Genomic DNA, 24,693 nt, shown 5'->3' with positions numbered 1-24,693 from the left:
GGCCCGGACTCCGCGCGTGCGCAGCTTCGGTAGCTGGATGGCATCGTTGATCTTGATCGCGACGGCTACCACGACGGGGTTTTCCGGGGATGGGTCGCCGCGCGGGCCGCGGAGTGTGGAGGAGCCGCACCGGATCGCGCAGGCGTCGGACGACGCGACCGCGATGCGTGCCGCGCGGGCGCAGGGCACGCGGGTGGAGGTGCTGGCGGAGCGAACCGAAACCGTGACCGTGTACGCCAACCCGGACGGGACCCATACCTCGGAGATGACCGCAGTGCCTACCAGGGTCAAGAAGGGCGCCGAGTGGGTTGCGATTGACACCACGCTGCAGGCGCGTCCGGACGGGACGGTGGCGCCGAGGGCGGGCGCTGACGACGTCACGTTGTCCGGTGGGGGCGCCGGCGCGTTGATCCGGTTGCGTTCCGGGCCGGCGGAGCTGGCGCTGCGTTGGCCGGGCGGGCTGCCGCGACCCGTGCTGCATGGCAACGAGGCCACGTATCACGACGTGCTGCCGGGGGTCGATCTCATGCTGCGGGCCGAGGTCAGGGGCTACTCGCAGCTGCTGCTCGTCAAGGACGCCGCGGCGGCGCGAAACCTGGCGCTGGTGCGCATCAGCTTCCCTGTCGAGGCACGCGGCGTTCGTCTGACCGCGGAGGATTCCGGGGCGCTGCGTGCGGTTGACGACGCGGGGCGGCCGGTGTTCCAGTCGCCGCCGTCGGTGATGTGGGACTCCAGCAGGTCGCGCCGGGAGGCGCCGGTCGGCGTCAAGGTCGCCGGCGATCTACTGAACCTGGTGCCGGACAAGGGGTTCCTCGCCGACCCGGCGACGGTATATCCGGTCGCGATCGACCCGACCCAGTCGCCGATGGCACCGACCGCGTGGGCGACCGTGGTCGGCGGGCATCCGGATCAGTCCTACTGGGGGCACAGCGCCGACGACCGTCACCCCGAATGGGCCCAGGTCGGTCAGTGCTACCGAGCGGTGCCGGACGAATGTAAGGGAATCGGGGAGGCCTGGTCCTACTTCCGGTTCAACACGCAGGACATGCTACGCGACAAACCCGTGCTGTCGGCCAAGTTCTACACCAAGGTGGCGTACAGCCCGAGCTCGTCCTGCGGCCAGACGCACCAACTGCACTGGGTGTACCAGGACATCGGCTCGGGCCTGACGTTCAGGAACAAGCCGGAATGGGACGGGCAGTGGAAAGATTTCCCCGCGCCGTGCACGGGTGCGGGGGTCGAGGTGAACCTGGACAGAAATTCGCTCAACGGCACCGGTTTCACCACGTTCTACCTGCGCGCCGCCAACGGCAACGACCAGAACGCGTGGCGCAAGTACTACGTCAGCGCGGAGACGTTGCTGCAGGCCACGTGGAACCGGTCCCCGAACACGCCGACCAATCTGAGTACGGACCCGCCACTCCCGCAGCCGTGCCGCTGGTGCGCCGGCAAGCCCTACGTTTCCAACGACAGCATCGGGTTGATCGCCACCCTGTCGGATCCGGACAGCGACAACATCTATCCGAAGTGGTGGGTCACAATTCAGGGTGGGGCTCCCGTACTGACCCAGTACAACCCCGGGCCATCGGGGGCTGCCCGCCGTCACGACGTCCAGTTGGGCGACGACCTCAACGGCCTTGAGGTCTCGTGGTCGGTGCAGGCCCACGACACGGAGGCCGAGTCCGCCGCGGTCGGACTCAGGCCCTTTGTGGTGGACCGGGTCTCGCCGACCGTGCGTCCGACGGTCGCCGGCGCTCTGTACAAAGAGGATAATCGCTGGCATGGCGGTGCAGGGGTGCCCGGGTCGTTCACCTTTGGCCCAGGCACCTGCCCGCCACCGAAACCTGGCGATCCGCCGTGTGATGTCAAGGACATCGATCACTACCTGTACGGCTGGCAGGACACACCGTCCACTTGGGTCGACGCGGGTGCGTTGGGTGGCACAGCGACCGTGAGCACCGCACCGCCCGGTGATGGGCCGCAGGCGCTGCGGGTGCAGAGCGTCGACCGGGCCGGCAACAGGAGCCCCATCCTGACCAGCCACGTGTACGTCCGTGCCGGCAGCGGGTCGCTTGGCCAGTGGTCGTTCGAGGGAAAGCCCACCGACAGCGCGTTCCTCGGTGACCGGCACGGCACGCTCAACGGCAACGCCAGCTACACCACGGGTGCGGTTGGCACCGCGATCCAGTTGGACGGCAACGCCGACAGCACGGTGACGATGCCCCCGGCGTTCCCCACCGAGTCGAGCTTCTCGGTGTCGGCATGGGTGCGCCCGGACCGGCTGACCTCGGGCATGGCCGCACTGAGCCAGGACGGCGAGAACACCAGCTCCTGGTGGTTGAGCTACGACAATGCCGCAAATCGATGGTCTTTCCTGGTCGGCGAGAAGGACCAGCGGATGTGGGGAGTGACCAACCAGAAAGCGGTGCCGGTGGCCGGGGAGTGGACCCACCTGACCGGGGTGTACGACCGGCAGGCTCGTGAGCTTCGCTTGTACGTCAACGGTTCACAGGTCGAGAGACAGGCCGCGGACTTCGCCGCGGCACCGTCGACGGGTGTGATCACGGTGGGCCGGCTGAAGTGGAACACCCAGTTCGGTGTGCCGTGGGCCGGTGCGGTCGACGAGGTTCAGGTCTTCGACCGGCCGCTGTCGGACGCCGAGGTCGGCGCCATGGTCAGCCGGGACAATGTCCGAACGGGACACTGGCGCTTCGACGACGACCGGCTGGGCGCGGCGGCCCGGAACTCGGTGACCGGTGGCGCCGACCTGACGCTGAGCGGGGGAGCCCAGTTCGTGGACAACGGTGCGCTCGGCAAAGCGGTGCGGCTGGACGGTGCCTCCGGTCAGGCGGCCACCGCCCCGGACCGCCCGGTCGTGCACACCGACCGCAGCTTCTCGGTGACCGCCTGGGTGACGCCCAGGGTGTTTCCCACCGGCCAGTACGACTCGGTGACTGCGGTGAGCCAGGACGGCGCTGCCAACAGCGGATTCTACCTGCAACGGCACTGGAGCGGGAAATGGATGTTCATGAAGGCCGGCACGGATCGGACCGACAATGCCGAATGGGTCGGGGCCGGGTCCATATCGAACGCAAGCCTGAACGTACCAGTCCACCTAACCGGTGTGTATGACGCGACAGCCAGAGAACTGACCATCTATGTCAACGGGGAACGTGGTTACACGGCGAAGCTGAGCCAACCGGCTTGGGACGCAACAGGTCCGCTTGTGGTCGGCCGGGCCAAGTCGCTCGGCAACCCCGGCGACTTCTTCAACGGCCAGGTCGACGAGGTCCGCACGTACAACCGCGCGCTCGCCGCCGAGGAGATCCAGGCGATCGTCAGCCAGTCGGACGTGCCGGCCGGTTCGTGGAAGCTGGATGGCAACGCCAACGACTCCTCCGGAAACAACCGCAACGGCACCGCGATCGGAAGTGCACAGTGGACCGATGGGCAGAGCAAGGATCCCGATCCGGCGGACAAGGCGTTGCGGCTCAACGGCTCCAACGCGGTCACGACGCAGAACGCGGTCAACAGTGCCGAGAGCTACACGGTGGCCGCCTGGGTCAAGCTTGATTCGGTGAACTGCCAGTGCACCGTCGTGTCCCAGGACGCCACCTACAGCAACGGGTTCTCCCTCTCCGTCGGCCGTGACTCCCGCGGGCTTCCAACTTGGGTCATGTTCGCCGGTTCGGGTGATCGCCAGGGCGCGAATCCGCTGGGTACCTACCTGATCTGGGGCGAGCCCCAAGCCGGGGTGTGGACCCATGTCGCGGCTGTGTACAACAAACAACGCGGCCGAATCGAGTTATACATCAATGGGGTGCTGATCGGGCAAACGCTGCATACCGGCGCCATCAACGCCACCGGCCCGCTGCAGATCGGGCGAACCAAGTGGTGGTCAGTCGATCCGGGTAACCCGTACGTCAACTACTTCGTCGGCGCGCTCGACGACGTGAAGGTCTACCCCCGTGCGCTGTTCGCGGACGAGATCAGGGCCATGGCTGGCCGTGATCCGAGCCTGGTGCACAACTGGCAGCTCAACGAGGCAGGCGGCACCCAGGCCGCGGCGGACTCGGTCGGGGTCCGTGGTGCCACGTTGCCGCCCGCGGGAGCGAGCTTCGGACCCGGCCGCGCCGGCGGGGCGATCACCTTGAGTGGCGCGAGCGCGGTGTCCACCAGCGGCGTGGATCTGCGCACCGACCAGAGTTTCACGGTCTCGGCCTGGGTGAAGCTGACCGATCCCGGCGGGTGCGGTGGTGTGTGCGCGAGCACCGCGGTCAGCTTGGACGGCGGAGCGGCGAACCCGTCGACCAAGTTCCGGCTTGGGCACCGGATCGACCCGATCAAGGCACCTGGACCGCGCGGCAAGTGGGTCTTCGGCATGACGCCGAGGACCAGCGACGAGGAGAACGTGGCGGCGATCTCGGTCAACCCTGGCGAGTTCAACACGTGGATGCTGCTGGTCGGCGTGTACGACGCGGCCAGCAAGAAGATCGAGCTGTATGTGTACAGCGACATTCCCGGTGACGAACCCGATTATGCGACCGGTACCGTGACCGTCCCCTGGCACGGTAGCGGCGGCCTGCAGATCGGCCGGGGAACGAATGCCGTGGACGGCAGACCGGGCGAGTACTGGAAGGGTGCCATCGACGATGTCCGGCTCTATAACGGGAATCTCGACGCGGCTCGGCTCAACGCATTGTACAAATCCTATCCGGCGGTGACCTCATGATGGCTCGTGTACTGAGATCAAGGTGGATCATTCGAGGCCTGGTAGCCGTGCTGGCCGCCACGCTGGTCCCCGCGCTCGTGGTTCCCGGCGTGGCGGCCGCGGTCGAACCGTCGGTGCCGCTGTCGCCGACGAGCTCGGTTGCGGTGCAGCCGGAAACCGGCAAGCCGGCTCGGCCACCGGACCAGGCCTCGCGCCGGTCGCTGACCAAGGATCAGCAGGCGATCGACGCCAAGCCCGGCGCGAACACCCCGGCCGCGACGTCGCTTTCGCCGTCGGCGACCTGGGAGGTCGCGGCCCACACCGGCGATTTCAGCTGGTCGTACCCGCTGCGGGTACCGCCTGCACCAGGTGGACTCGAGCCAAGTCTCGCTCTGTCTTATCGATCTTCCGCCGTGGATGGTCGCACCAGCGTGTCCAACAACCAGCCGTCGTGGATCGGTGAGGGCTGGGATCTGTGGCCGGGTTTCATCGAGCGCACCTACGGTGCCTGCGTCGACGACGACGCGTCCACCGGGGATCTGTGCTGGAAGAGCGACAACGCCACCGCGGCCTATAACGGCGGCGGCGGGATGCTGATCTGCTGTGACGGCGACAAGAAGTGGCGCGCAAAGAACGACGACGGGGCCCGGATCGAGCGTGTCTTCGACGGGGGCGTGCAGAACGGCGACGACGACCACGAGTACTGGAAGGTCACCACGGTCGACGGCACCCAGTACTGGTTCGGCACCCAGGCCGATTCCACGTGGACGGTGCCGGTGTTCGGCGACGACGTAGGCGAACCCTGCCACAAGGCGACGTTCGACGCGTCGTCGTGCACGCAGGCCTACCGGTGGAACCTGGACAAGGTCGTCGACCGCAACGGCAACATGATCCGCTATTTCTACACCGAGGAAACGAACAAATACGGGATCAACAAGAAGGATGCCCCCGCGGACTATGTCCGCGGCGGCGCCTTGGAGCACATCGAGTACGGGCTCAATGAGCGGGTCGGCGGCCAGGCGAGCGGGCGGGTGGAGTTCGGCACGTCCGACCGGTGCGTCCGGGACAGCGTCTGCACCCAGGCCCCGGACAAGCGCGGCAACTGGCCGGACACCCCGCTGAAGCTGGCGTGTGCGGCGGCGCCGTGCACCGAGCACTCGCCATCGTTTTGGACGACCAAACGACTCGACACGATCACCACCAAGGTGTTGCGCGGTTCCACGTACGATCCGGTCGACCGGTGGACGCTCGACCAGCAGTTCCCTGGCACCGGTGAGCTCGGCCAGGAACAGCGGGAGGCCGCCGCGCTGTGGCTGAACGGCATCAGGCACACCGGACTGGCCGGCGTTCCCATCGAGCTTCCCCCGGTCACGTTCGAGGGCACGCTGCTGCCCAACCGGGTGGACGGGGACGCCGACGGCTATGCCGGGCTCAACCGGTACCGGGTCAGCGCCGTGATCTCCGAGACGGGCGGCGTCACCACCGTCAACTACGAAACGCCGGACTGCAAGGCCGGGCAGACAATGCCGGCGGAGACCAACAGCTTGCGCTGCTTCCCTGTGCGTTGGTCGCCATCGGTGAGCATCGAGCCGCGCACCGACTATTTCCACAAGTACGTGGTCGCGTCGGTGACCCAGTCCGACATGATCGCCAGCAGCGCCGAGCAGTTGACCACCTACGAGTACCTCGACGGTGCGGCGTGGCACTGGGACATGTCGGAATTCGTCAAGGACGACAAGAAGACCTGGAACGAGTTCCGCGGGTTCGGCCGGGTCCGGATCCGGACGGGGCGGGCGGACGACCCCGGGGGCGCCCCGATAACCATGTCCGAGCAACGGTTCTACCGCGGCATGGACGGCGACCGGCTGAACCGGACCGGTGGCACCAAGCCCGTCGCAGTCTCCGATTCCGTTGGCGACGGCCAGAGCTCGCGTACCGACTCGGACTGGTTGCAGGGATTCGGTTTCGAGACCACGACATTCGCGAAGGAAGCCCCGTCCGGGTCGCCGAACCCGCCGTGGGTCGGCAGATCGGTCTCGTATCCGGTGGCGAAGGGGCCGACTGCCACCCGAGGCGTCTTCAAATCCTATTTGGTGCGGCCGGAAACCCAGCGTGGCTTCAGCGCGCTCAATGCAGGCGGCTGGCGCGAGACCAAGACCACGACTCACTATGACAACGACGCCGCCCGAGGACTGCGGACCAGTGTGGACGATGTCGGCGACGTCACCAAGGCCGACGATGACCGGTGCACCAGAACCACCTACGCCCCCAACACCACCGACTGGCAACTGGATCTGGCGATCAGGGAGGAAACGGTCGCGGTCGCCTGCGGCAGCACGGTGAAGTACCCCGACCACGCCGTCAGCGACGCCAAGTTCGGTTACGACGGAAGGGGAAACCTCAACAAGACCGAGATCGCGAAGGAGCACCCCGCGTCCGGGCCCGCGGTGTACCTCACGACCGCGACCGCCAGCTACGACAAGCACGGCCGGGCCACGGAAACCATCGACGTACTCGGCAGCCGCAGTACGGTCTCATTCACACCGACCGAGGGTGGGCCGGTCACGGCGTCCACCGCGACCGGCCCGGCAGTTCAGCCGACGCTGCCGGCCGGGCTCGCCGTTAAGGCCGAGGTGGAGCCGGCTTTCGGCACGCCGACCAAGATCATCGACGGCAACGCTTTCGTCACCCAGATCGCCTATGACGCGCTGGGCCGCAGTGTCGAGACGTGGCTGCCCAACCGTCCCAAGACCGACGCGACACCGAAGGGGAGCCTGCGGTTCGACTACCTGATCCGCCGGGACGCACCGTCGGTGGTCACCACGACCAAGATCGGCCCGAACGGCGTCTTCGTCAGCAGCAACGCCGTCTTCGACGGGTTGCTGCGGCCGAGGCAGACGCAGGCGCCTGCGGTGGGCATGCGCTCGGTGCCGGGTAAGCCGCCGGTTCCGGTGGAACAGGGCCGGTTGATCACCGACACCCGGTACGACTCGCATGGCCGCGCTTATAAGGCGACGCAGTCCTACTTCAACGACGCGCCGGTGGACACGAACCTGTGGCGCGCGGCCGACGCCGAGGTTCCCGGCCTGACCCGCACGAAGTTCGACGGCGCCGGCCGCGCCATCGAGTCGATCTATCAGGCCGGCGCGACCGAGAACCGGTGGTCGACGAAGACCGACTACGACGGTGACCGGGTGTCCGTCATCCCGCCGGCCGGCGGCACCGCGACGACCACGATCACCGACGCCCGCGGCCGGGCCACTGAGCTGCGCCAGTACCACGGACCGGCGCCGACCGGCGATTTCGACGTCACCCGGTACAAGTACACGCCTGCCGCACAGGTGGCCGAGGTGACCGGCCCGGACGGCGCTGTCTGGAAGTACGGCTACGACCTGCGCGGCCGCGCGATCAGCGGGACCGACCCGGACTCCGGTACCAGCACGAAGGGCTACGACGACGCCGATCGGCTGGTGTCCACCAAGGATGCTCTGGGGCGAACCCTCGCCTACGACTACGACGCCCTGAACCGCAAGACCGCGCTGTCCGAGGTGGACGGTGCCACCCGCAAGCTACTGGCCAAGTGGACCTACGACACGGTCCCAGCCGGCAAGGGTCAGCCTGCGACGTCCACCAGGTATGTCGGGGAGAACGCGTACACATCGACGATCGATGCCTACACACCGCGGTACCAGCCGCTGTACACGTCGGTGACCATCCCCGCCGCCGAGGGCGCGCTGGCCGGAACGTACAACATCAACTTCGGATACGGCGAGGACGGCACCCAGAACAGCGAGACCTATCCCAGGGTGCCGGGCACCGACGTGGGTGCGCAGACGGTCAACCACGCGATGGATGACTGGGGTCGGCCGATCGCCACCCGGACCGGTGCCGGCCAGCAGCTGGTGGCGGGCACCTACTACACCCGCTACGGCGAGCCGGAACGCATTGAGCAGGGCGTCACCCCTAACCGAGGCTGGCAGTCGTTCTACTACAACGGCAACAACCGCCGGCTCGAACGCTCCATTGTGGATGCCGAGGTTCCTCAGCCGAAGCAGGCCGACGTGCAGTACACCTACAACGACGCCGGCAGCATCACCTCGATGGCCGCCGATGTGAACACCAACGCGCCGGACATCCAGTGTTTCCGCTACGACCACCTGCGCCGGCTGACCGAGGCGTGGACCGCCGCCCCAGGCACGTGGTCCGGATCGGAAGGCCCCCGCAACGGCGGGTGCACCGCCGAGCCCACCGTGTCCGCTGGACCCGCACCCTACTGGGATTCGTACAAGAACGGCCCGGGCGGCAACCGGCTCGAGGAGACCACGCGCGGACTGGTCGCCTCCGCCAAGCGCACCTACGATTACCCGGCCGCGGATCAGCCGCAGCCGCACACGCTTCGGTCGGCCAGCGGCCCCGCCGGCACGCAGAGTTTCACCTACAACAGCGTCGGCCAGACCACGCGCCGGGTCGCGCCGGGCTCCGACCAGACCCTGACGTGGGACCGCGAAAGCCATCTCGCCGCGGTGACCGAGGGTGGAGGCAGCACGTCGTTCATCTACACCGCCGGCGGTGATCGCCTGCTGCGCAAGGATCCCGGCGGCAGCACGCTGTACCTCGGCAAGCAGGAGATCCGCCTGGACGCGGGCACGAACACGCTCAGCGTCACCCGCTACTACACTCATGGCAGCGCGGTCATCGCGATGCAGCAGGGCAAGGACAAGATCACTTGGCTGGCCGCTGACCACCAGGGCACCACCCAGACCGCCATCGACCCGGCCACCCTCACGGTGGCCCGCCGACGCCAAACCCCGTACGGCGCCCCACGCGGAGCCGAGCCCACCTGGCCTGGTGAGCGTGGCTTCGTAGGCGGCACAAAGGACGCGTCGACGGGCCTCACCCATCTGGGCGCCCGCGAATACGACCCGAGCACGGGCCGCTTCATCTCGGTCGACCCGGTGATGAAACCGGAAGACCCCCAGCAAATGCAGGGCTACGCCTACGCCAACAACAGCCCCGTCAGCTTCAGCGACCCCACCGGACTCATTCTCAGCGACTGCGGAGACAGCTCCGGCTCCTGCAATGGACTGGACCCGTGGACCGGGGCGCCAGCCCAAACCGGCGGCGCCGGGGCGCCGAAACAAGCCGGCGGCACCGGGCCACCGAGGAAGACTAGCCGCGGCTACCGCAACGATCCCAACTACCTCGAGCCGCGGCCGGACATCGTGAAATGCGGCGGACCGGGGACGCCGGGCTATTTCGTCCTCACCGGCTGCATAGACATATCCCGTACCAGCGGGTGTACATTAGTGGATCCGTTCAACGGCAAGGGCTACTGCAGAACAGGCGAGACAGTATACGACACGATCCGCAGGCAAGATCACGAAAGGTCACTCGCGAACAGCCGAAAGAACGAGGAGGAGAGGCATAAGAAGTCGAGCAAGGATCCCTTGGAGAGTTTTCTGGGTTGGCTTGAGAAACAGCGTTCCGAACTTTTCGGCAGGCCTACGCAGGCGGTGTCGATCTGCGTCACCGCCGCCGCCGGTCTGGGCGGGCATGCCGAGGGCGAGATTTGCCTCACTGGCGACAATCACGGGGTGACGCTCAACGACTCCTTGAAGCTGAGCCGCCAGATCGGCGGCGGGGCTTCGGCCGGCTTCGGGCTGAAGTTCCACACCGAGCGCGCAGATCAGGTCAACAGCTCCTTCAGTCCGTCCGTTGCGGGAGGCGTGGAGATCGTACCTTCAATGGGCGGCGGTGTTGAACTCGAGACAGACAGTCAGAACAACTTGACAACGAGCGGAAACGTCTCATGGGGTGGCAGGGCCACTTTCGGCCCGAAGGCATACCTCGAAGGAATGACCGCCAATCTGGGTTACATCGCCAACTGGAACCAGATATTACACTGGTTCGACTGACGACTCCGTGACGAACCACCGGGTGCCGCCGGCACCCGGTGGGTGAGCCTCGATCTTGCATGGGGCTGCGGGGTTCGGTGGAAGTTCCGGTTGCGGCCATCAACCGGGACATCCGCGGGGACCCGCTCATGGAAGGCATGAACCCGGCCTGTCGGTGTTCCGCAGCCAGGGCACGCCACCGCATCGTCCCTGGTAGAAACCCGGACCACGATCACATCGCCAGCGTCCTCGACCCCCTCGATCGACAGCGCCGAAAGCCCCGAGAACACCGCACCGACCAGCTTCGCCATCTCAACCACAAGCGATCATGGCGGCCCCGCAAACCCGTCCCAGCCGGGGACCCATCACACCACCACCGAAAGTGCGCCAGAGCCGATCTTGGGACAGTCCCTCGATAGGTCGAAGCAACCCCGGAAGGCACGGTCGAGCACGGCCAGGCCCGGTGCCGGTGTGTCCTGGCCTGGCACTGCTGTTCCACACGGCTGCGAGCGTGGCCAGAATCAAGGCGAAGAGCGGGATGAAGGGATGCGCGGCCCCGGTGACTCTGTGCTACCGTGAGTGCATGATCTCCCCAAACACGGGAGATATCCCACGTATGGGGGTTCAAGTCCCCCCTCGGACACACGCACTATCTACACCCGGGTTGGTCGTCGCATAGACGGCCAGCTCTTTTGGTTCGTAGCGTAGCTTCAGGTTCAGCGCGCGGTACAGGCGGCTCATGCCTGCCGTGGTCGCGTCGGCCAGTGTTCCGCAGACGTCGCCGAGGGCATCGATCCTCGCGTAGATCTCGGCACGGCTTACTGTCGAGTCGGCTGGAACGTTCTCGATCTGTGCTTTCGCGGCGGCTCGTTCGGCCTGTGCCTGGTTCATCGGGTCTACGAGTGCTTCGGGATCGACGCCGGCCGCGATGGCGGCCTGATACCGCTGAAGCCTCGCCTCAGCGTCCGCCAGCCGGTTTCGCGCCGCCTCCAGTGCGCCGCCGTCGGCCTTGCTCCCGTCCGATCCGAGTAGCGCGGCCGCCGTCCGGTCGCGGTTGTCCGGGTGGAACAGCTCGTGAAGCCATCCGCTGAGCGCCTCGACGACCACGCCTTCGCGCAAGTTGACCGTCTTCGGATGATCCGCCAGCGTCAGTGAGCCGGGCGCCATGGTCCGCGAAGTACCGCGGTAGTAGGCGCCCTTCCGGATCGTGGCGCCTTGCATCTTCCGGCCACAGATTCCACATCGGACCAGTCCGCGCAGCAGATATGACCGTGCGGTGTTTCGGGCGCCTCGCTCGGCCTTGCGTGCCGTCTTCAACCCACCCGCCGACTTCGACCGACGCAGAAGCTGTACCTGCGTGAAGGTCTCCACGGACACGATCGCCGGATGCGCCTGCTCACGCGACCGCACGATCCGGTCCGGCGCCGCGCGCTTGAACCGCACCACGTGGCCCGCGGCGACGTCTTCCGGGTCGAGCAACGTCTCCTGTTTCGTCCAACGCCCGAAGATCGCGTAGCCGGTGTATCGCGGGTTGTCCAGGATCGCCCGCACCGAACTGCCTTGCCAGCCGTCCGCGAGCCGGTGCCGGTTCTGGTCCGGCCGATGCGCGGAGGGACAGGGAATGCCGTCCCGGTTGAGCAGGTTGGCGATCGCGCGATCGCCGTTTCCGTCCAGGTACTCGGCGAAGATCCGGCGGACCACGTCCGCCGTGGTCTCGTCGATCGCCAGCACCCGCAGCTTGGACCCTTCCGCAGCTTTTCGCGGGTTCGGATGTGGCCCGCTGTTGACGACGACGTACCCGTAGGGTGCACCTTGGTGCCGTCCTTCGTTGATCACCTGCGCGTCCATTGCCGCGCGGACGCGAGCCTGAACGTGCTGGCGCTCGGACTCGCTCATCCCGCCGAGCACGCTCATGAGCATCTTGTGCGACGGGTTCCGCGCGTCGTACTTGCCGCCCAGTTCTAGGACCCACAGATCCACGCCGTACGCCGCGAACTTCGGCGCGATAAGCGAGAACTGATTGCCGAACCAACAACGCGTGCCTTCGCCAACGACGATCGCGTCCCATTCGTGGTGCGGATTCTTCAACTCGGCGAGCAGCCGCGCGCCCTCGGTACGTCGTTCCCACGGGACGGACCGTGACTGCCCGACGTCGAAGAACTCCGCCACGATCTGCCCGCCGAGCGGCTCGACGAACTTCCGCGTGTTCCCGAACCCGTGTAGTCACCGGTCGTGTCGACGACCGGGCCGTAGGTGTCCGCGGAGCCGCCGGTGAACCGCAGCGCGCCGTCCTCGAACGCGGCCCCGGTCGGGGTGAGCGTCAGCGGGTTGGCGCGCCGCTGGAGTCCTTCGCGGTCGTCCCCCGGCGCTCGTCGAGGTGCCAGGCACCCTTGTCCGCGTACGGGTAGGCTTGCCTGCGTCGGCACCGGCCGCGATCACCCGCCGGTTGACGTCAAGGTTCACCGTCGAAATCATGACCACAGCAGCGCAGATGCGCGACAAGTTCGCCCTCGTCACCGGCGCCTCCACCGGCATCGGCGCGGCCATCGCCGAGCGGCTGGCCGCCGACGGCATGCACCTCGTCCTGGTCGCCCGCAGCGCGGGCAAGCTCGACGAGGCGGCCGCGCGGCTGAGCCGGTGTCACGGAGTCACCGTGCGCGCCGCGGCGCTCGATCTCGCCACCGCCGACGCGCCGACGCGGCCGGCCAAGACGTTGACCGAGCTCACCACGCTCCTGGTGCCCGCGATGGTCGCCCGCGGCCACGGCGCCGTCGTCAACATCGGCAGCACCGGGGGATACATCCCGGCTCCCTATCTGGCGGTGTACGCGGCGACGAAGGCGTACGTCATCTCGTTCACCCAGGCGCTGTGGGCCGAGGCCCGAGGCACCGGGGCCGGGTGGTGGCGGTCAGTCCCGGTCCCACGAAAACGCCGATGACACCCGTGGCACGCGCAGTGCCGAGGCCGTCGCCGCTACCGTGGTGCGTGCCCTGCCGGGCAACGGACCGGCGGTCATCGACGGCAAGACCAATGCGCTGACCGCTTCCTTGTTCGGCAGGCTGCGCCGACGCGCCGCACCCTCGCCGTCGCACGCCGGGTGATGGCCGGAAGCGGTGCCTGGACGTCCGGTCTTGCCGTTTCCGGTGACCTGGCCGTTCGGTGCCGAAAAGGGTTCAAGCGAGGTGTGAACGCGCTGAAGGAGCGATAAGCCACGCCATTCCGCTCTCGCATTTTCGTGGGCGTGCGGGTGCCGGGTGCGGGGCCGACGCCAGCCGTGCGGGACGTGTCGGACGGCGCTCGGCGGCGGCCCCGCCGGTGCGGGGGTCGCCGCACGGCCGAGCCGTCCTTGGTCCGGTCGGCGATGGGAATCCGACGCGGTACCCCCGCGTTGCGTTAAGCTGGTTCCGCGGGGCGTGGCTCCGCGTCGGTGAGTGTGGGGGTTGGTTCGGGGGTCGTGGTGCGCTTTCTCGGAAGTGACATGTGGGCGCTTCGTGTTGCGGATCGCGGAGTGTGCGTCGCTTCCGGCTGAGGAAACGCGCGCGAAAGGGTGTGGGGGTAAATGTTTTGTGCATGTTTCCGCTTTGACCGGTCGAGGCGGCTCGTGCTAGCGTGGAATTCCGTCAGCGTTGACGCCGAATCATGATTTCTCTTCCGGGTCTCCGTTGTCTGGGGTTCTGTGCGAGTCGGGGGGCGTCGCATGCGAGGTGCTGAGGAGGACAGTGTCCTCGTCCGGTTGGCGGAGCAGTTCGAGCATGCACGGCAGGCGCGGGGTTCGGTCGTCGTGGTGTTCGGGCACGCCGGCCACGGCCGGAGCGCGTTGCTCGCCGCCCACGCCGAGCAGGTCGAACGCCGGGGCGGCTTGGTCCTGCGCGCGACGGCGACCGTCGCCGAAAGACCGCTGCGGCTCGGCGTGGTGGCACAACTGCTGCAGAGCTGCCCGAGCGGGCAGGCCGGGCTGGAACGCCTCACCGTCGCCCTCGACGAGAGCGTGGACAAGGCGCCGGTGATCGACCACGACCGCAGCGCGCACGGGGATTCGGTGTGGGCCGAAGCGATCCGTGGCATGTGGTCGGCCTTGCAGGAGCTTTCCCGGGCCTGTCCGGTCACGATCCTGGTCGACGACATCGGCTACGCGGACGTCGCTTCTCTCGAGTGCCTGCTGCACTTCGCGAGAAGGCTGCCCGGAAGCCGGATCTCGCTCGTGCTCAGCGAACTCGAACACCCGTATTCCGGCCGGTCCGCGGCGCACGTCGAGCTGGCGAAGCTACCGCACTTCCACGCGGTCCGGCTGGCGCCGCTGTCCCTCGCCGGCACCAAGCGCCTGCTCGCCCGCACCGGCGGGGCCGAGGCGGCCCGGGCGGCCGAATACCACGAGGCGACCGGCGGCAACCCGAAGCTGCTCATGAGCCTGCTGCGGGACCGCGGCGACGCCGATCGGCCGGGCACCCCGCCGGCCGCGGGGCCCGCGTTCGAGGCGGCCGTGATCGGGCTGATCGACTCGTACGGGCCGGAGGCGCTGGCGGTCGCCCGCGCGATCGCGATCCTCGGTGACCACGCGTCGTCGCGGCTGGCCGGGCAGCTGCTGGGCATCGATCCCGCCTCGACCAGCCAGCTGATCGCGACGCTCACCGAATCGGGGTTGCTGGAGGGCAACCACTTCCGCCACCCGGCCACCGTGACCGCGATCCGGCACGGGATGTCGCCGGGCGACCGGGCGGCGCTGCACCGGGCCGCGGCCGAGCTGCTCCACAGCGACGGCGCGCCGGCGACCGCCGTGGCCGGGCACCTGCTCGCCGCGCCGCCGGTGGAGGACCGGTGGGTGGTGCCGGTGCTGGAGGAAGCAGCGGACGAGGCGCTCGCCGACGACTGGCTGCCGATCGCCACCGAAGCGCTCCAGCTCGCCCTGCGGACCTGCGACGACGAAGACCGGCGCGCGGTGATCACCATGAAGCTCGCGCTCGCCAAGTGGCGGGCCGACCCGGTGCTGGCCGCCCGGTACTACCCGACCTTGGTCGACGCCTTGCGCCGCGGGACGCTCCGGGGACGGCATGCCGCGTCGCTGATCCGCTCCCTGCTTTGGTACGGCCGGTTCGACGACGCCGTCGAGGCGATCGAGCAGTTCGGCGCAGGCCAGGCCGACGCCGAATCCGCGGCGGAACTGCGGTTGATGCAACTGCGGCTGCGGCACACGTATCCGGCACTAGTGGTGCACCAGCGGCTGTTCGCCGAGGAGAGCGCCGAACACTCGCCGGCGACCATGGTCGTCAGGACGAATGCGAACGCGCTGCTCGCCGCGGTGCTGCGGCAGGACGCGCCGGAAGACAACCGCCGCCGGGCCGAACAGCTGCTGGCCGCGACGGCCATGAGCGACGCGAACCTGGACACCCTCCAGGCCGCGTTGCTGACCCTGATCTACGGGGGCCACGTGGACGCGGCCGCCACGTGGAGCGATCGCCTGCTGGCGGACGCGGGGGCCCGCCAAGTGCCCAGCTGGCGGGCCGTCTTCGCGGCGATCCGGGCCGAGGTGGACCTTCGGCGGGGTGACCTGCCCAGCGCCGAGTACTACGCGCGCGCCGCGCTCACGTTCATCCGCCCGCGCGGCTGGGGCGCCGCCGTCGGCGCACCGCTCGGTGCGCTGGTGCGGGCCGTCACCGCGTCCGGGCGGCATGCCGAAGCCGCCAAGCTGCTCGACCAGGGTGTGCTGGAGGCGACCTTCCAGACCCGGTACGGCCTGCACTTCCTCGAAGCCCGGGCCAGGTATTCGCTGGCCACCGGGCACACCGCGGGGGCGCTGACCGACTTCCTCCACTGCGGCGAGCTGATGCGGGACTGGGGCATCGACCTGGCGACCGTCGTCCCCTGGCGAACCGGCGCGGCCGAGGTGTACCTCCGGATGGGCGAGCCCGGCCGCGCCCGGGAACTGGTCGACGAGCAGCTGTGCGGGCAGACCCCCGAAGGATCACGGGCACACGGGCTTGCGTTGCGGATCCTGGCGGAAATCGAACCCGACGCCGGGATCCGGCGCTGTCTCCTCGGCGAAGCGGTGGAAATCTTCGAGAACTGCGGGGACCGCTACGAACTCGCGCGTGCGCTGGTCGCCTGCGGCTCGGCGTTCCTGGCCGACGGCGACCACGACGGTGCCCGGGCCGCGGCCGGGCGAGCACGGGACCTCGCTCACGAGATCAACGCCACGCCGATCATCGACCAGCTCCACGGCGCGGGCCTGGAATCCTTGCTGCCGACCCAAAACCGGGGCGGTGCCGGGCGCAACGCCGAGGGCACCGGCGCGTTGAGCGACGCCGAGCGCAAGGTCGCGAGCCTGGCGGCGCAGGGGTGCACCAACCGGGACATCGCCGCCAAGCTCTTCATCACGGTGAGCACGGTCGAGCAGCACCTCACCCGGGCCTACCGCAAGCTCCGGGTGACCCGCCGCATGGACCTGCCCACGGACCTTCAGTTCGACGTGGTCGGCAGTGAATGAAGCGGTTCCGGCACCGGCTCCTGGTTCTCGCGGCCGGCCAGCCACCGCAGTAGCGGCCCGGACATCGCCGTCGTGACGACCGCCATGACCACCATCAACGAATAGAGCTCGCGGTCGAGGACGCCGATCTGCAGGCCGACGCCGAGCGCGATCAGCTCGGTCAGCCCGCGGGTGTTCATCAGTGTGGCGAGGATGGCCGACTGGCGGGCCGAGACGCCCTGCGTGCGTGCGCCGGCGAAGGTGCCGGCGAACTTGCCGGCGACGGCGACGACGATGATCGCCCCGAGTTCCAGCAGCCCGCTGGTCCCGATCCGGGACAGGTCGACGTTCAGGCCGGCGACGACGAAGTACACCGGCAGCAGCAGCGCGGTCGTCGCCTGCGTGCGGTGCAGAAGATCTTCACGCACCTTCGCCGTGCCCCGCCGGGGCACGGCCAGCCCGAACAGGAAAGCGCCGAACACGAAGTGCAGACCGAGGAGCTGGGTCACGGCGGCCGAGGCCAGCAGGCAGGCGAGGACGACGGCGAACTGCCCGAGGTGCGGGGCCTCGCCGCCGGTTCGCGTTAGCAGCCACCGCAACACCGGGCGGACGACCAGGAACAACGCGGCGGCGAACGGCACGACCAGGAGGACCAGCCAGTGGTCGGTCCCGCCGCCGCCGCCGACGATCGCCTGGACCGCCGCGAGCATCGTCCACGCGGCCAGGTCGCACACCGCGGCCGCGGACAGGGCGACCGTGCCGATGGTCGTCCGGTGCATCCCCCGGTCCGTCAGGATCCGGGCCAGGACGGGGAAAGCGGTGACGGACAGCGCCACGCCGAGGAACAACACGAAGCCGAGGCGGTTGCCGGGGTGGCGGCCGACCAGGTAGAGGGCGAACGCCGAACCGAGCGCGAACGGCACGACGGAGGCGCCCAGCGCGGTCGCACCGGCGACCCGGCCCGATCCGCGCAGCCGTGCGTGGTCGAATTCGAGCCCCACCGCGAACATGAAGAGCACCAGCCCGACGGAAGCGAGCCCGGTCAGCTGCGGGCGGATGTCCACCGGGAACAGGGTTTGCGCGATCGCGCCGTGGAACAGGGTGGGTCCGGCGAGGATGCCCGCGACGATCTCGCCGAGGACCGCCGGCTGTCCCAGCGCCCGCGCGAGCCGGCCGGTCAGCCGCGCGATCACCACGATCAGCGCGACGTCACAGAGCAGGATGGCCACCTGTAGTTCGGTCATGCGCGGTTCCCCCTGTCGCGGCGCCGGTCTTCTCGGGCTTCGCCAGCTAAGCGGCTGCCCCGCGCTTCGTGACACCCCTAGTGCGGCCGGATCCGACCCTTAACCCGCGGGCTACGGGTTGCCCAACGCGGGGCTAAGGGTTGTCGGGCCGAGCTCACGTCATGAGACTCGACGACGCGCCAGTCGCCGGGAGAGCTTCTCCACACGGCGTGCGCGGGCCGGCCGGCTTTCCGTGCGGCCGTCACGCGTCCGGCCGCAAAGCCGTTGCGCACGTCGATTACATCCCACTGTCGAAGGGATTCCACGCAATGCAGAATGGCTATGACGTCATCGTGATCGGTGGTGGTCCGGCCGGATCGACCGCGTCCGGTCTGCTGGCGAAATGGGGCCGGCGGGTGCTGGTCCTGGAAAAGGAGAAATTCCCGCGTTACCACATCGGCGAATCCTTGGTTCCCGGTTGTGTGCCCGTGCTGCAGGAGCTGGGCGCGATCGACCTGATCGAATCCGCGGGCGCCACCAAGAAGTTCGGCCTGTCCCTGCTCTGGGGCGACGAACCCACTCCGTGGTCGGTCGACTTCGACGAGATCTGCCCGCACCCCTACGCCTACGAAGTCAAACGCGCGGAGTTCGACAACCTGCTCCTGACGCACAGCCGTCGGCTCGGTGCCACGGTGATCGAGGAAGCGTCGGTCCGCGAGCTGCTGTTCGAGGGTGAGCGGTGCGTCGGTGTCCGGTACAGCGTCGGCCGGTCCGACGACGTCGTCGAGGTCACCGCGCCCTACGTCATCGATGCTTCGGGGCAGACGAAACTCCTCGCCCGGCACCTGGACGTGGTCGAGTGGCACGAGGACCTGAAGAACCTCGCGACGTGGACCTACTTCCAGGGCGGCACCCGCTACGAGGGGCGCCAGGCCGGCAACATCCTGGTGGAGAACCGCCCGCCGGGGTGGCTCTGGATGATCCCGTTCAGCGACGGCACCTGCAGCGTCGGATTCGTCGCGCCCACCACGGAGTACGCGGCCACCGGGCTCACCCCGCCGGAGGTGCTGCGGCAGCGGATCGCGGAGTCGACCGAGGTGCAGCGCCTGCTCGGGGACGCGGTCGAGGTCGCCGCGCCGCGGACGACCAAGGACTGGTCCTACACGGCGAGCCGGATGACCGCACCCGGCGTGCTCACGACCGGCGACGCGGCCGCGTTCATCGACCCGCTGTTCTCGACGGGGGTGATGCTCGCGATGAAGGGGGCCTCCACGGCGGCCCGCACGGTCAACGCCCTGCTCGACGCCCCGGAGCGCGACGAGGAACTGCGCACGGCGTACGAGAAGTCCTACCGGGACTTCCTCGAAGTCGTCATCTCGTTCGTGCGGTTCTTCTACGACCCCAGCAAGAAGGTCGTGGAGTACTTCGAGCGCGCCCGCGCGCTGGTCGACCCGGCCGAGGCGCTCGCCGCTCGCGAGGACTTCATCGTGCTCATCTCCGGTCTCTACGACATGGCACCCGTCATGCAGTCCGCAGTGGACGCTCCGGTGCCGGCCTCCGCCTGACCGCTCGCTCTCCCGCCGCCCGCACGACGAACCGGGATTCCTCATGACGAACGAAGCGAAACTGCGTGAGTACCTCAAGCGCGTCACCGCCGATCTCCGGCAGGCCCGGAGCAGGCTGGCGGAAGCCGGGAGCGGGAGCGCGGATCCGATCGTCGTCGTGGGGATGTCGTGCCGGTACCCGGGTGGGGTCGCGTCGCCGGAGGAGCTCTGGGACCTCGTCGCGGCCGGCCGGGACGCGATTTCCGCGTTCCCGGCCGACCGCGGCTGGGACCTCGACAGGCTGCACGACCCCGATCCGGAGCAGACAGGGAAGAGTTATGTGCGTGAGGGTGGCTTTCTCGACGGCGCGGCGGACTTCGACGCCGAGTTCTTCGGCATTTCGCCGCGAGAAGCTTTGGCGATGGACCCGCAGCAGCGGCTCATCCTGGAAACCACGTGGGAGGCGCTCGAGTACGCCGGAATCGATCCGGGGCTGATCCGGGGCAGCCGGACCGGGGTCTTCCTGGGGCGCAGCTACGAAAACTACGCGTCCCGGCTGGCGGACCCGCCCGCCGACCTCGAGGGGTACCTCCTGACCGGGAACACCGCAAGTGTCCTTTCGGGCCGGGTTTCCTACACGTTCGGCTTCGAAGGACCCGCGGTGACGGTCGACACCGCGTGCTCGTCGTCGCTGGTGGCGCTGCACCTGGCGGTGCAGTCGCTGCGGCGGGGCGAGTGCGACCTGGCCCTGGCCGGCGGTGTCGTCGTGATGTCGGATCCGGCGATGTTCGTGGAGTTCTCGCGGCAGCGGGGATTGTCCGCGGACGGCCGGTGCAAGGCGTTCGCCGCCTCGGCCGACGGGTTCGGGGCCGCGGAGGGGGTGGGGCTGCTGCTCGTGGAGCGGCTGTCGGACGCGGAGCGGCACGGGCACCGGGTGCTGGCGATCGTCCGGGGGTCCGCGGTGAACCAGGACGGCGCGTCGAACGGGTTGACCGCGCCGAACGGTCCTTCGCAGCAGCGGGTGATCCAGGCGGCGCTGGCGGACGCGCGGCTCCTGCCCGCCGACGTCGACGTCCTCGAAGCGCACGGGACGGGGACGGCACTCGGTGACCCCATCGAGGCGCAAGCCGCGATGGCGGCCTACGGCGAGGGCCGGGACCGGCCGCTGTGGCTGGGGTCGGTGAAGTCGAACATCGGGCACACCCAGGCTGCCGCCGGCGTCGCCGGGGTGCTCAAGATGATCATGGCGATGCGGCACGGAACACTGCCGAAGACCCTGCACGCCGACGCGCCGACCCCGCACGTCGACTGGTCGGCCGGCCGGGTCGAGCTGCTGACGGAGCCGGTCGACTGGCCGGCCGGCGAGCGTCCGCGCCGGGCGGCGGTGTCGTCGTTCGGCATCAGCGGGACCAACGCCCACGTCGTGCTCGAAGAACCGCCGGCCGCGGTGGTGGCCGACGGCCCGGAGGCCGCCGCGCCGGTGCCCGTCGTGCCGTGGGTGGTCACCGCGGCGGGGGAAGCCGCCTTGCGGGCCCAAGCGGCCAGGGTGGCGGCGGCCGCGGCCGCGCACACCGCGGAGGACATCGGGTTTTCGCTCGCCACGACCCGGGCCGCGCTGCCGTTCCGGGCGGTTGCCGTGGCCGGTGATCCCGCGGCCGCGCTGGCCGGGTTCGCCGGCGGCGGTGCCGCCGGCGTGGTCTGGGGCCGGGCGCGGCCCGGCCGTCGCCCCGCGGTGCTGTTCAGCGGCCAGGGCAGCCAGCGAGCGGGCATGGGCCGGGAGCTGTACGCCGCCTACCCGGCCTTCGCGACGGCCTTGGACGAGGTGTGCGCCGGGTTCGGCGACCGGTTGCCGCGGCCGCTGCGCGAGGTCATGTTCGACGCGGATCCCGCGCTGCTGCAGCAGACCCGGTACACGCAGGCCGCGCTGTTCGCCTTCGAGGTCGCGACGTACCGGCTGCTCACGACGTTCGGCGTGGCGCCGGAACTGCTTGCGGGGCACTCCGTGGGAGAGATCGCGGCGGCGCACGTCGCCGGGGTCCTGTCGCTGCCGGACGCCTGCACCTTGGTCGCGGCCCGGGGGAACCTGATGCAGGCCCTGCCGGCGGGCGGGTCGATGGCCGCGGTCGAAGCCCCGGAAGAGGTCGTGCGCGAGGCGCTGTCGGCCGGGATCGAGATCGCCGCCGTCAACGGACCGGCGGCGGTCGTCGTGTCCGGACGGCAGACCGTGGTGGACGCGTTCGTCGAAGACTTCCGGGCCCGGGGTGCGCGGGCCCAGCGGCTGCGGGTCAGCCACGCGTTCCACTCCGCGCTGGTGGAACCGATGCTCGACGCGTTCCGGGACGTCGTGGCCGGACTGGAGCTGCGCGAGCCGGAGCTGCCGCTCGTGTCGACGGTGTCCGGGGAGCTCGTCGCGCCCGGCGTGCTCACGGACCCGGAGTACTGGGTGCGGCAGGTGCGCGAGCCCGTGCGGTTCGCCGACGCCGTGCACGCGCTCGCGGCGGCCGGGGCCGACGTCTTCGTCGAAGCGGGCCCGGACGCGACGCTGACCGCGATGGCGCGGGAGTGCCTCGACGAGGCGGTGCTCGCACCCGTGGCGCGCAAGGCGAAGCCGGAACCGGAAACGTTCATGACGGCTCTCGCGGTGCTGTTCACGGCCGGGGTGGAGGTCGGCTGGGGCACCGCGTTCGCCGGGTCGTCGGCCCGCCGGGTCCGGCTGCCCGCCTACGCGTTCCAGCGCAGCCGCTTCTGGCTGGACGCCGGCCGCCCGGCGGGTGACGTCGCCTTCGCGGGACTCGGTGTCCCCGGGCACCCCCTGCTCGGCGCGGTGGTGGCCGTGGCCGGGTCCGACGGGGTGGTGCTCAGCGGAAGGTTGTCGACGGCGACGCACCCCTGGCTGGCCCAGCACGTGGTGGCCGGCACGGCGATCCTGCCCGGAACGGCCTTCGTCGAACTGGCGCTGCGGGCGGGGCAGGAGGTCAGCTGCGGGCACCTCGAGGAGCTGACGCTGGCCACGCCGCTGATCGTGCCGGACCGCGACGGCGTGGCGGTCCAGGTCGTGGTCGACCCGCCGGCCGCCGACGGCCGCCGGGCGCTGGGCGTGCACTCGCGCAGCGGCGAAACCTGGCTCCGGCACGCGACCGGCTTCCTCGCGCCCGGCACCGGTCCGGCCGGGGAGGACCTCGGCAGCTGGCCGCCGCCGGACGCGGTCGCCGAAGACGTCACCGGCGCCTACGACCGGCTCGCGGCCCGGGGGTACGACTACGGCACGGTGTTCCGCGGCCTGCGCGCGCTCTGGCGCAGCGGGGACCGGATCTTCGCCGAGGTCGCCCTCCCGGACGAAGGCGCCACCGAGGCGGCGGCCTTCGTCCTGCACCCGGCACTGCTCGACGCGGCACTGCACGCTCTGGTCCTCGACGAAGGGCACGAGGTGCTCCTGCCCTTCGCCTGGCAGGACTTCGCGTTGCACGCCGTCGGGGCGACCGCTCTGCGGGTGGTGCTGTCGAGGACCGCCCAGGACACGTTCTCCGTCTTCGCCACCGATGCGGCGGGACAGCCCGTCGCGTCCGCGCGGGCCCTGCGGTTGCGGCCGCTCGCGCCCGGTGCGCTGAACACGGCCGCCGCGGCGAACGACCTGTTCGCCGTGGAATGGCGGCAGGTGCCCGCGCCCGCGGCCGCCCCGGCGGAGACGGCCACGCTGGGCGAGGCCGGTCTCGCCGCGCTCGCCGACCCGGTGCCGGACGTCGTGTTCGCCCGCATCGGAACCGGCGGCGGCGACCGCGCCGCCGCCGCCCACATCGCCACGCGGCACGCGCTCGGTCTCGTCCAGGACTGGATCGGCGACCCGCGGTTCGAGCGATCCCGGCTCGTCGTCGTGACGTCCGGGGCGACCGGACCGGGTACCGGTGCCGTCGACCCCGCCGCGGCCGCGGTGTGGGGCCTGGTGCGGTCGGCGAGAGCCGAGCACCCCGGCCGGTTCGGGCTGCTCGACACCGACGGCACCCTGCCGCCGGCGGAGTCGGTGCCCGGCGGCGAGCCGGAGGTCGCGGTGCGGGACCGGACGTGCCACGTCCCGCGGCTGGTCCCGTTCGCGGCCCCGGAGCCGTTCGGCTGGGACCCGGCCGGGACGGTGCTCGTCACCGGGGGCACGGGCGCTCTGGGGGCGATCGTCGCCCGGCACCTGGTGACCGCCCACGGGGTCCGGCGGCTGGTGCTGGCGAGCCGTCGCGGGGCCGCGGCGGACGGCGTGCCGGAGCTCGTCGGCGACCTGGGCGCAGCGGGCGCGCAGGTGTCGGTCGAGGCCTGTGACGTGACGGACCGGGCGGCGCTCGCCGCGCTGGTCGCCCGCGTGCGGGCGGCCGGGCCGCTGACCGCGGTCGTCCACCTGGCCGCGGTGCTCGACGACAGCACCGTCGGCTCGCTCACGACCGACCGGCTGGAGCGCGTGCTGACGCCGAAGGTGGACGCGGCCTGGCACCTGCACGAGCTGACCCGCGACCTCGAACTGCCGGCCTTCGTGCTGTTTTCCTCTGCGGCCGGCGTGCTGGGCGCACCCGGCCAGGCCGGGTACGCCGCCGCCAACGCCTTCCTCGACGCGCTGGCCCGGCTCCGGCGGGCCGAAGGCCGTCCGGCCACCGCGCTGGCCTGGGGCCTGTGGGCGGACGAAGGGATGGCGGGCGCGCTCGACGCGGGCGACGTCGAGCGGCTGGCCCGCTCGGGGATCGGCCCGCTGGGTGCCGGGCGGGGGACCGCGCTGCTCGATGCCGGTGCCGGTGCCGGCCGCGCGGACCTCGTCCCGGCCCGGCTCGTCCTGGACCGGTTCCGGTCCGACGTCCCCGCGTTGTTCCGCGCGCTCGTGCGGACC

General features: G+C 69.9%; 7 protein-coding genes and 1 pseudogene. 6 read left to right on the top strand and 2 right to left on the bottom strand.

Annotation, left to right across the window (positions count from 1 at the left end; translation table 11 throughout):
• The first annotated feature begins 37 nt into the window (after positions 1-37).
• Both IE317_RS37595 and IE317_RS37590 read left to right on the top strand, forming a co-directional pair.
• The gene (locus IE317_RS37595) at positions 38-4,732 is read left to right on the top strand and encodes a LamG domain-containing protein (protein ID WP_191316130.1); all 4,695 of its coding nucleotides are present in this window, start codon (positions 38-40) and stop codon (positions 4,730-4,732) included.
• 47 nt (positions 4,733-4,779) lie between these two features.
• Positions 4,780-10,626, top strand: coding sequence for an RHS repeat-associated core domain-containing protein (locus IE317_RS37590; protein WP_191316129.1), 5,847 nt, complete (start codon positions 4,780-4,782; stop codon positions 10,624-10,626).
• A 603-nt stretch (positions 10,627-11,229) separates the two neighbouring features.
• Here IE317_RS37590 and IE317_RS37585 read toward each other — a convergent pair.
• Positions 11,230-12,819, bottom strand: a pseudogene (locus IE317_RS37585) (recombinase family protein); the annotation flags it as partial.
• 259 nt (positions 12,820-13,078) lie between these two features.
• Here IE317_RS37585 and IE317_RS37580 point away from each other — a divergent pair.
• The gene (locus IE317_RS37580; protein ID WP_229903122.1) at positions 13,079-13,543 is read left to right on the top strand and encodes an SDR family NAD(P)-dependent oxidoreductase; all 465 of its coding nucleotides are present in this window, start codon (positions 13,079-13,081) and stop codon (positions 13,541-13,543) included.
• A 759-nt stretch (positions 13,544-14,302) separates the two neighbouring features.
• On the top strand, positions 14,303-17,086 hold the full coding sequence (locus tag IE317_RS37575) for a helix-turn-helix transcriptional regulator (RefSeq protein ID WP_191316128.1): 2,784 nt from the start codon (positions 14,303-14,305) through the stop codon (positions 17,084-17,086).
• Here the strand turns inward: IE317_RS37575 and IE317_RS37570 are convergent.
• Entirely contained in the window at positions 17,059-18,309 is a 1,251-nt protein-coding gene (locus IE317_RS37570) for a cation:proton antiporter (protein WP_191316127.1), read from the bottom strand. The two genes, IE317_RS37575 and IE317_RS37570, sit on opposite strands and share 28 nt — an antisense overlap.
• 308 nt (positions 18,310-18,617) lie before the next feature.
• On the opposite strand from IE317_RS37570, the gene IE317_RS37565 reads away from it, so the two are divergent.
• Together IE317_RS37565 and IE317_RS37560 are read left to right on the top strand one after the other, a co-directional pair.
• Complete coding sequence (locus IE317_RS37565; RefSeq protein WP_191316126.1) at positions 18,618-19,853, top strand: NAD(P)/FAD-dependent oxidoreductase; 1,236 nt, start codon at positions 18,618-18,620, stop codon at positions 19,851-19,853.
• 43 nt (positions 19,854-19,896) lie between these two features.
• Positions 19,897-24,693 (top strand): type I polyketide synthase (locus IE317_RS37560; RefSeq protein ID WP_191316125.1); only part of this gene is annotated, 4,797 nt, incomplete at its 3' end.

Origin of the sequence: Amycolatopsis bullii (genome assembly GCF_014654205.1) — a bacterium.
Taxonomy (GTDB): Bacteria; Actinomycetota; Actinomycetes; order Mycobacteriales; family Pseudonocardiaceae; genus Amycolatopsis; species Amycolatopsis plumensis.
This window is presented reverse-complemented; position numbering and strand designations above follow the sequence as displayed.

What these genes read in the sequence shown, in the direction of transcription:
- IE317_RS37565 (WP_191316126.1), top strand. Translation starts at nt 18,618, where the DNA reads ATGCAGAATGGCTATGACGTCATCGTGATCGGTGGTGGTCCGGCCGGA.
- IE317_RS37580 (WP_229903122.1), top strand. Translation starts at nt 13,079, where the DNA reads ATGACCACAGCAGCGCAGATGCGCGACAAGTTCGCCCTCGTCACCGGC.
- IE317_RS37570 (WP_191316127.1), bottom strand. Translation starts at nt 18,309, where the DNA reads ATGACCGAACTACAGGTGGCCATCCTGCTCTGTGACGTCGCGCTGATC.
- IE317_RS37575 (WP_191316128.1), top strand. Translation starts at nt 14,303, where the DNA reads ATGCGAGGTGCTGAGGAGGACAGTGTCCTCGTCCGGTTGGCGGAGCAG.
- IE317_RS37595 (WP_191316130.1), top strand. Translation starts at nt 38, where the DNA reads ATGGCATCGTTGATCTTGATCGCGACGGCTACCACGACGGGGTTTTCC.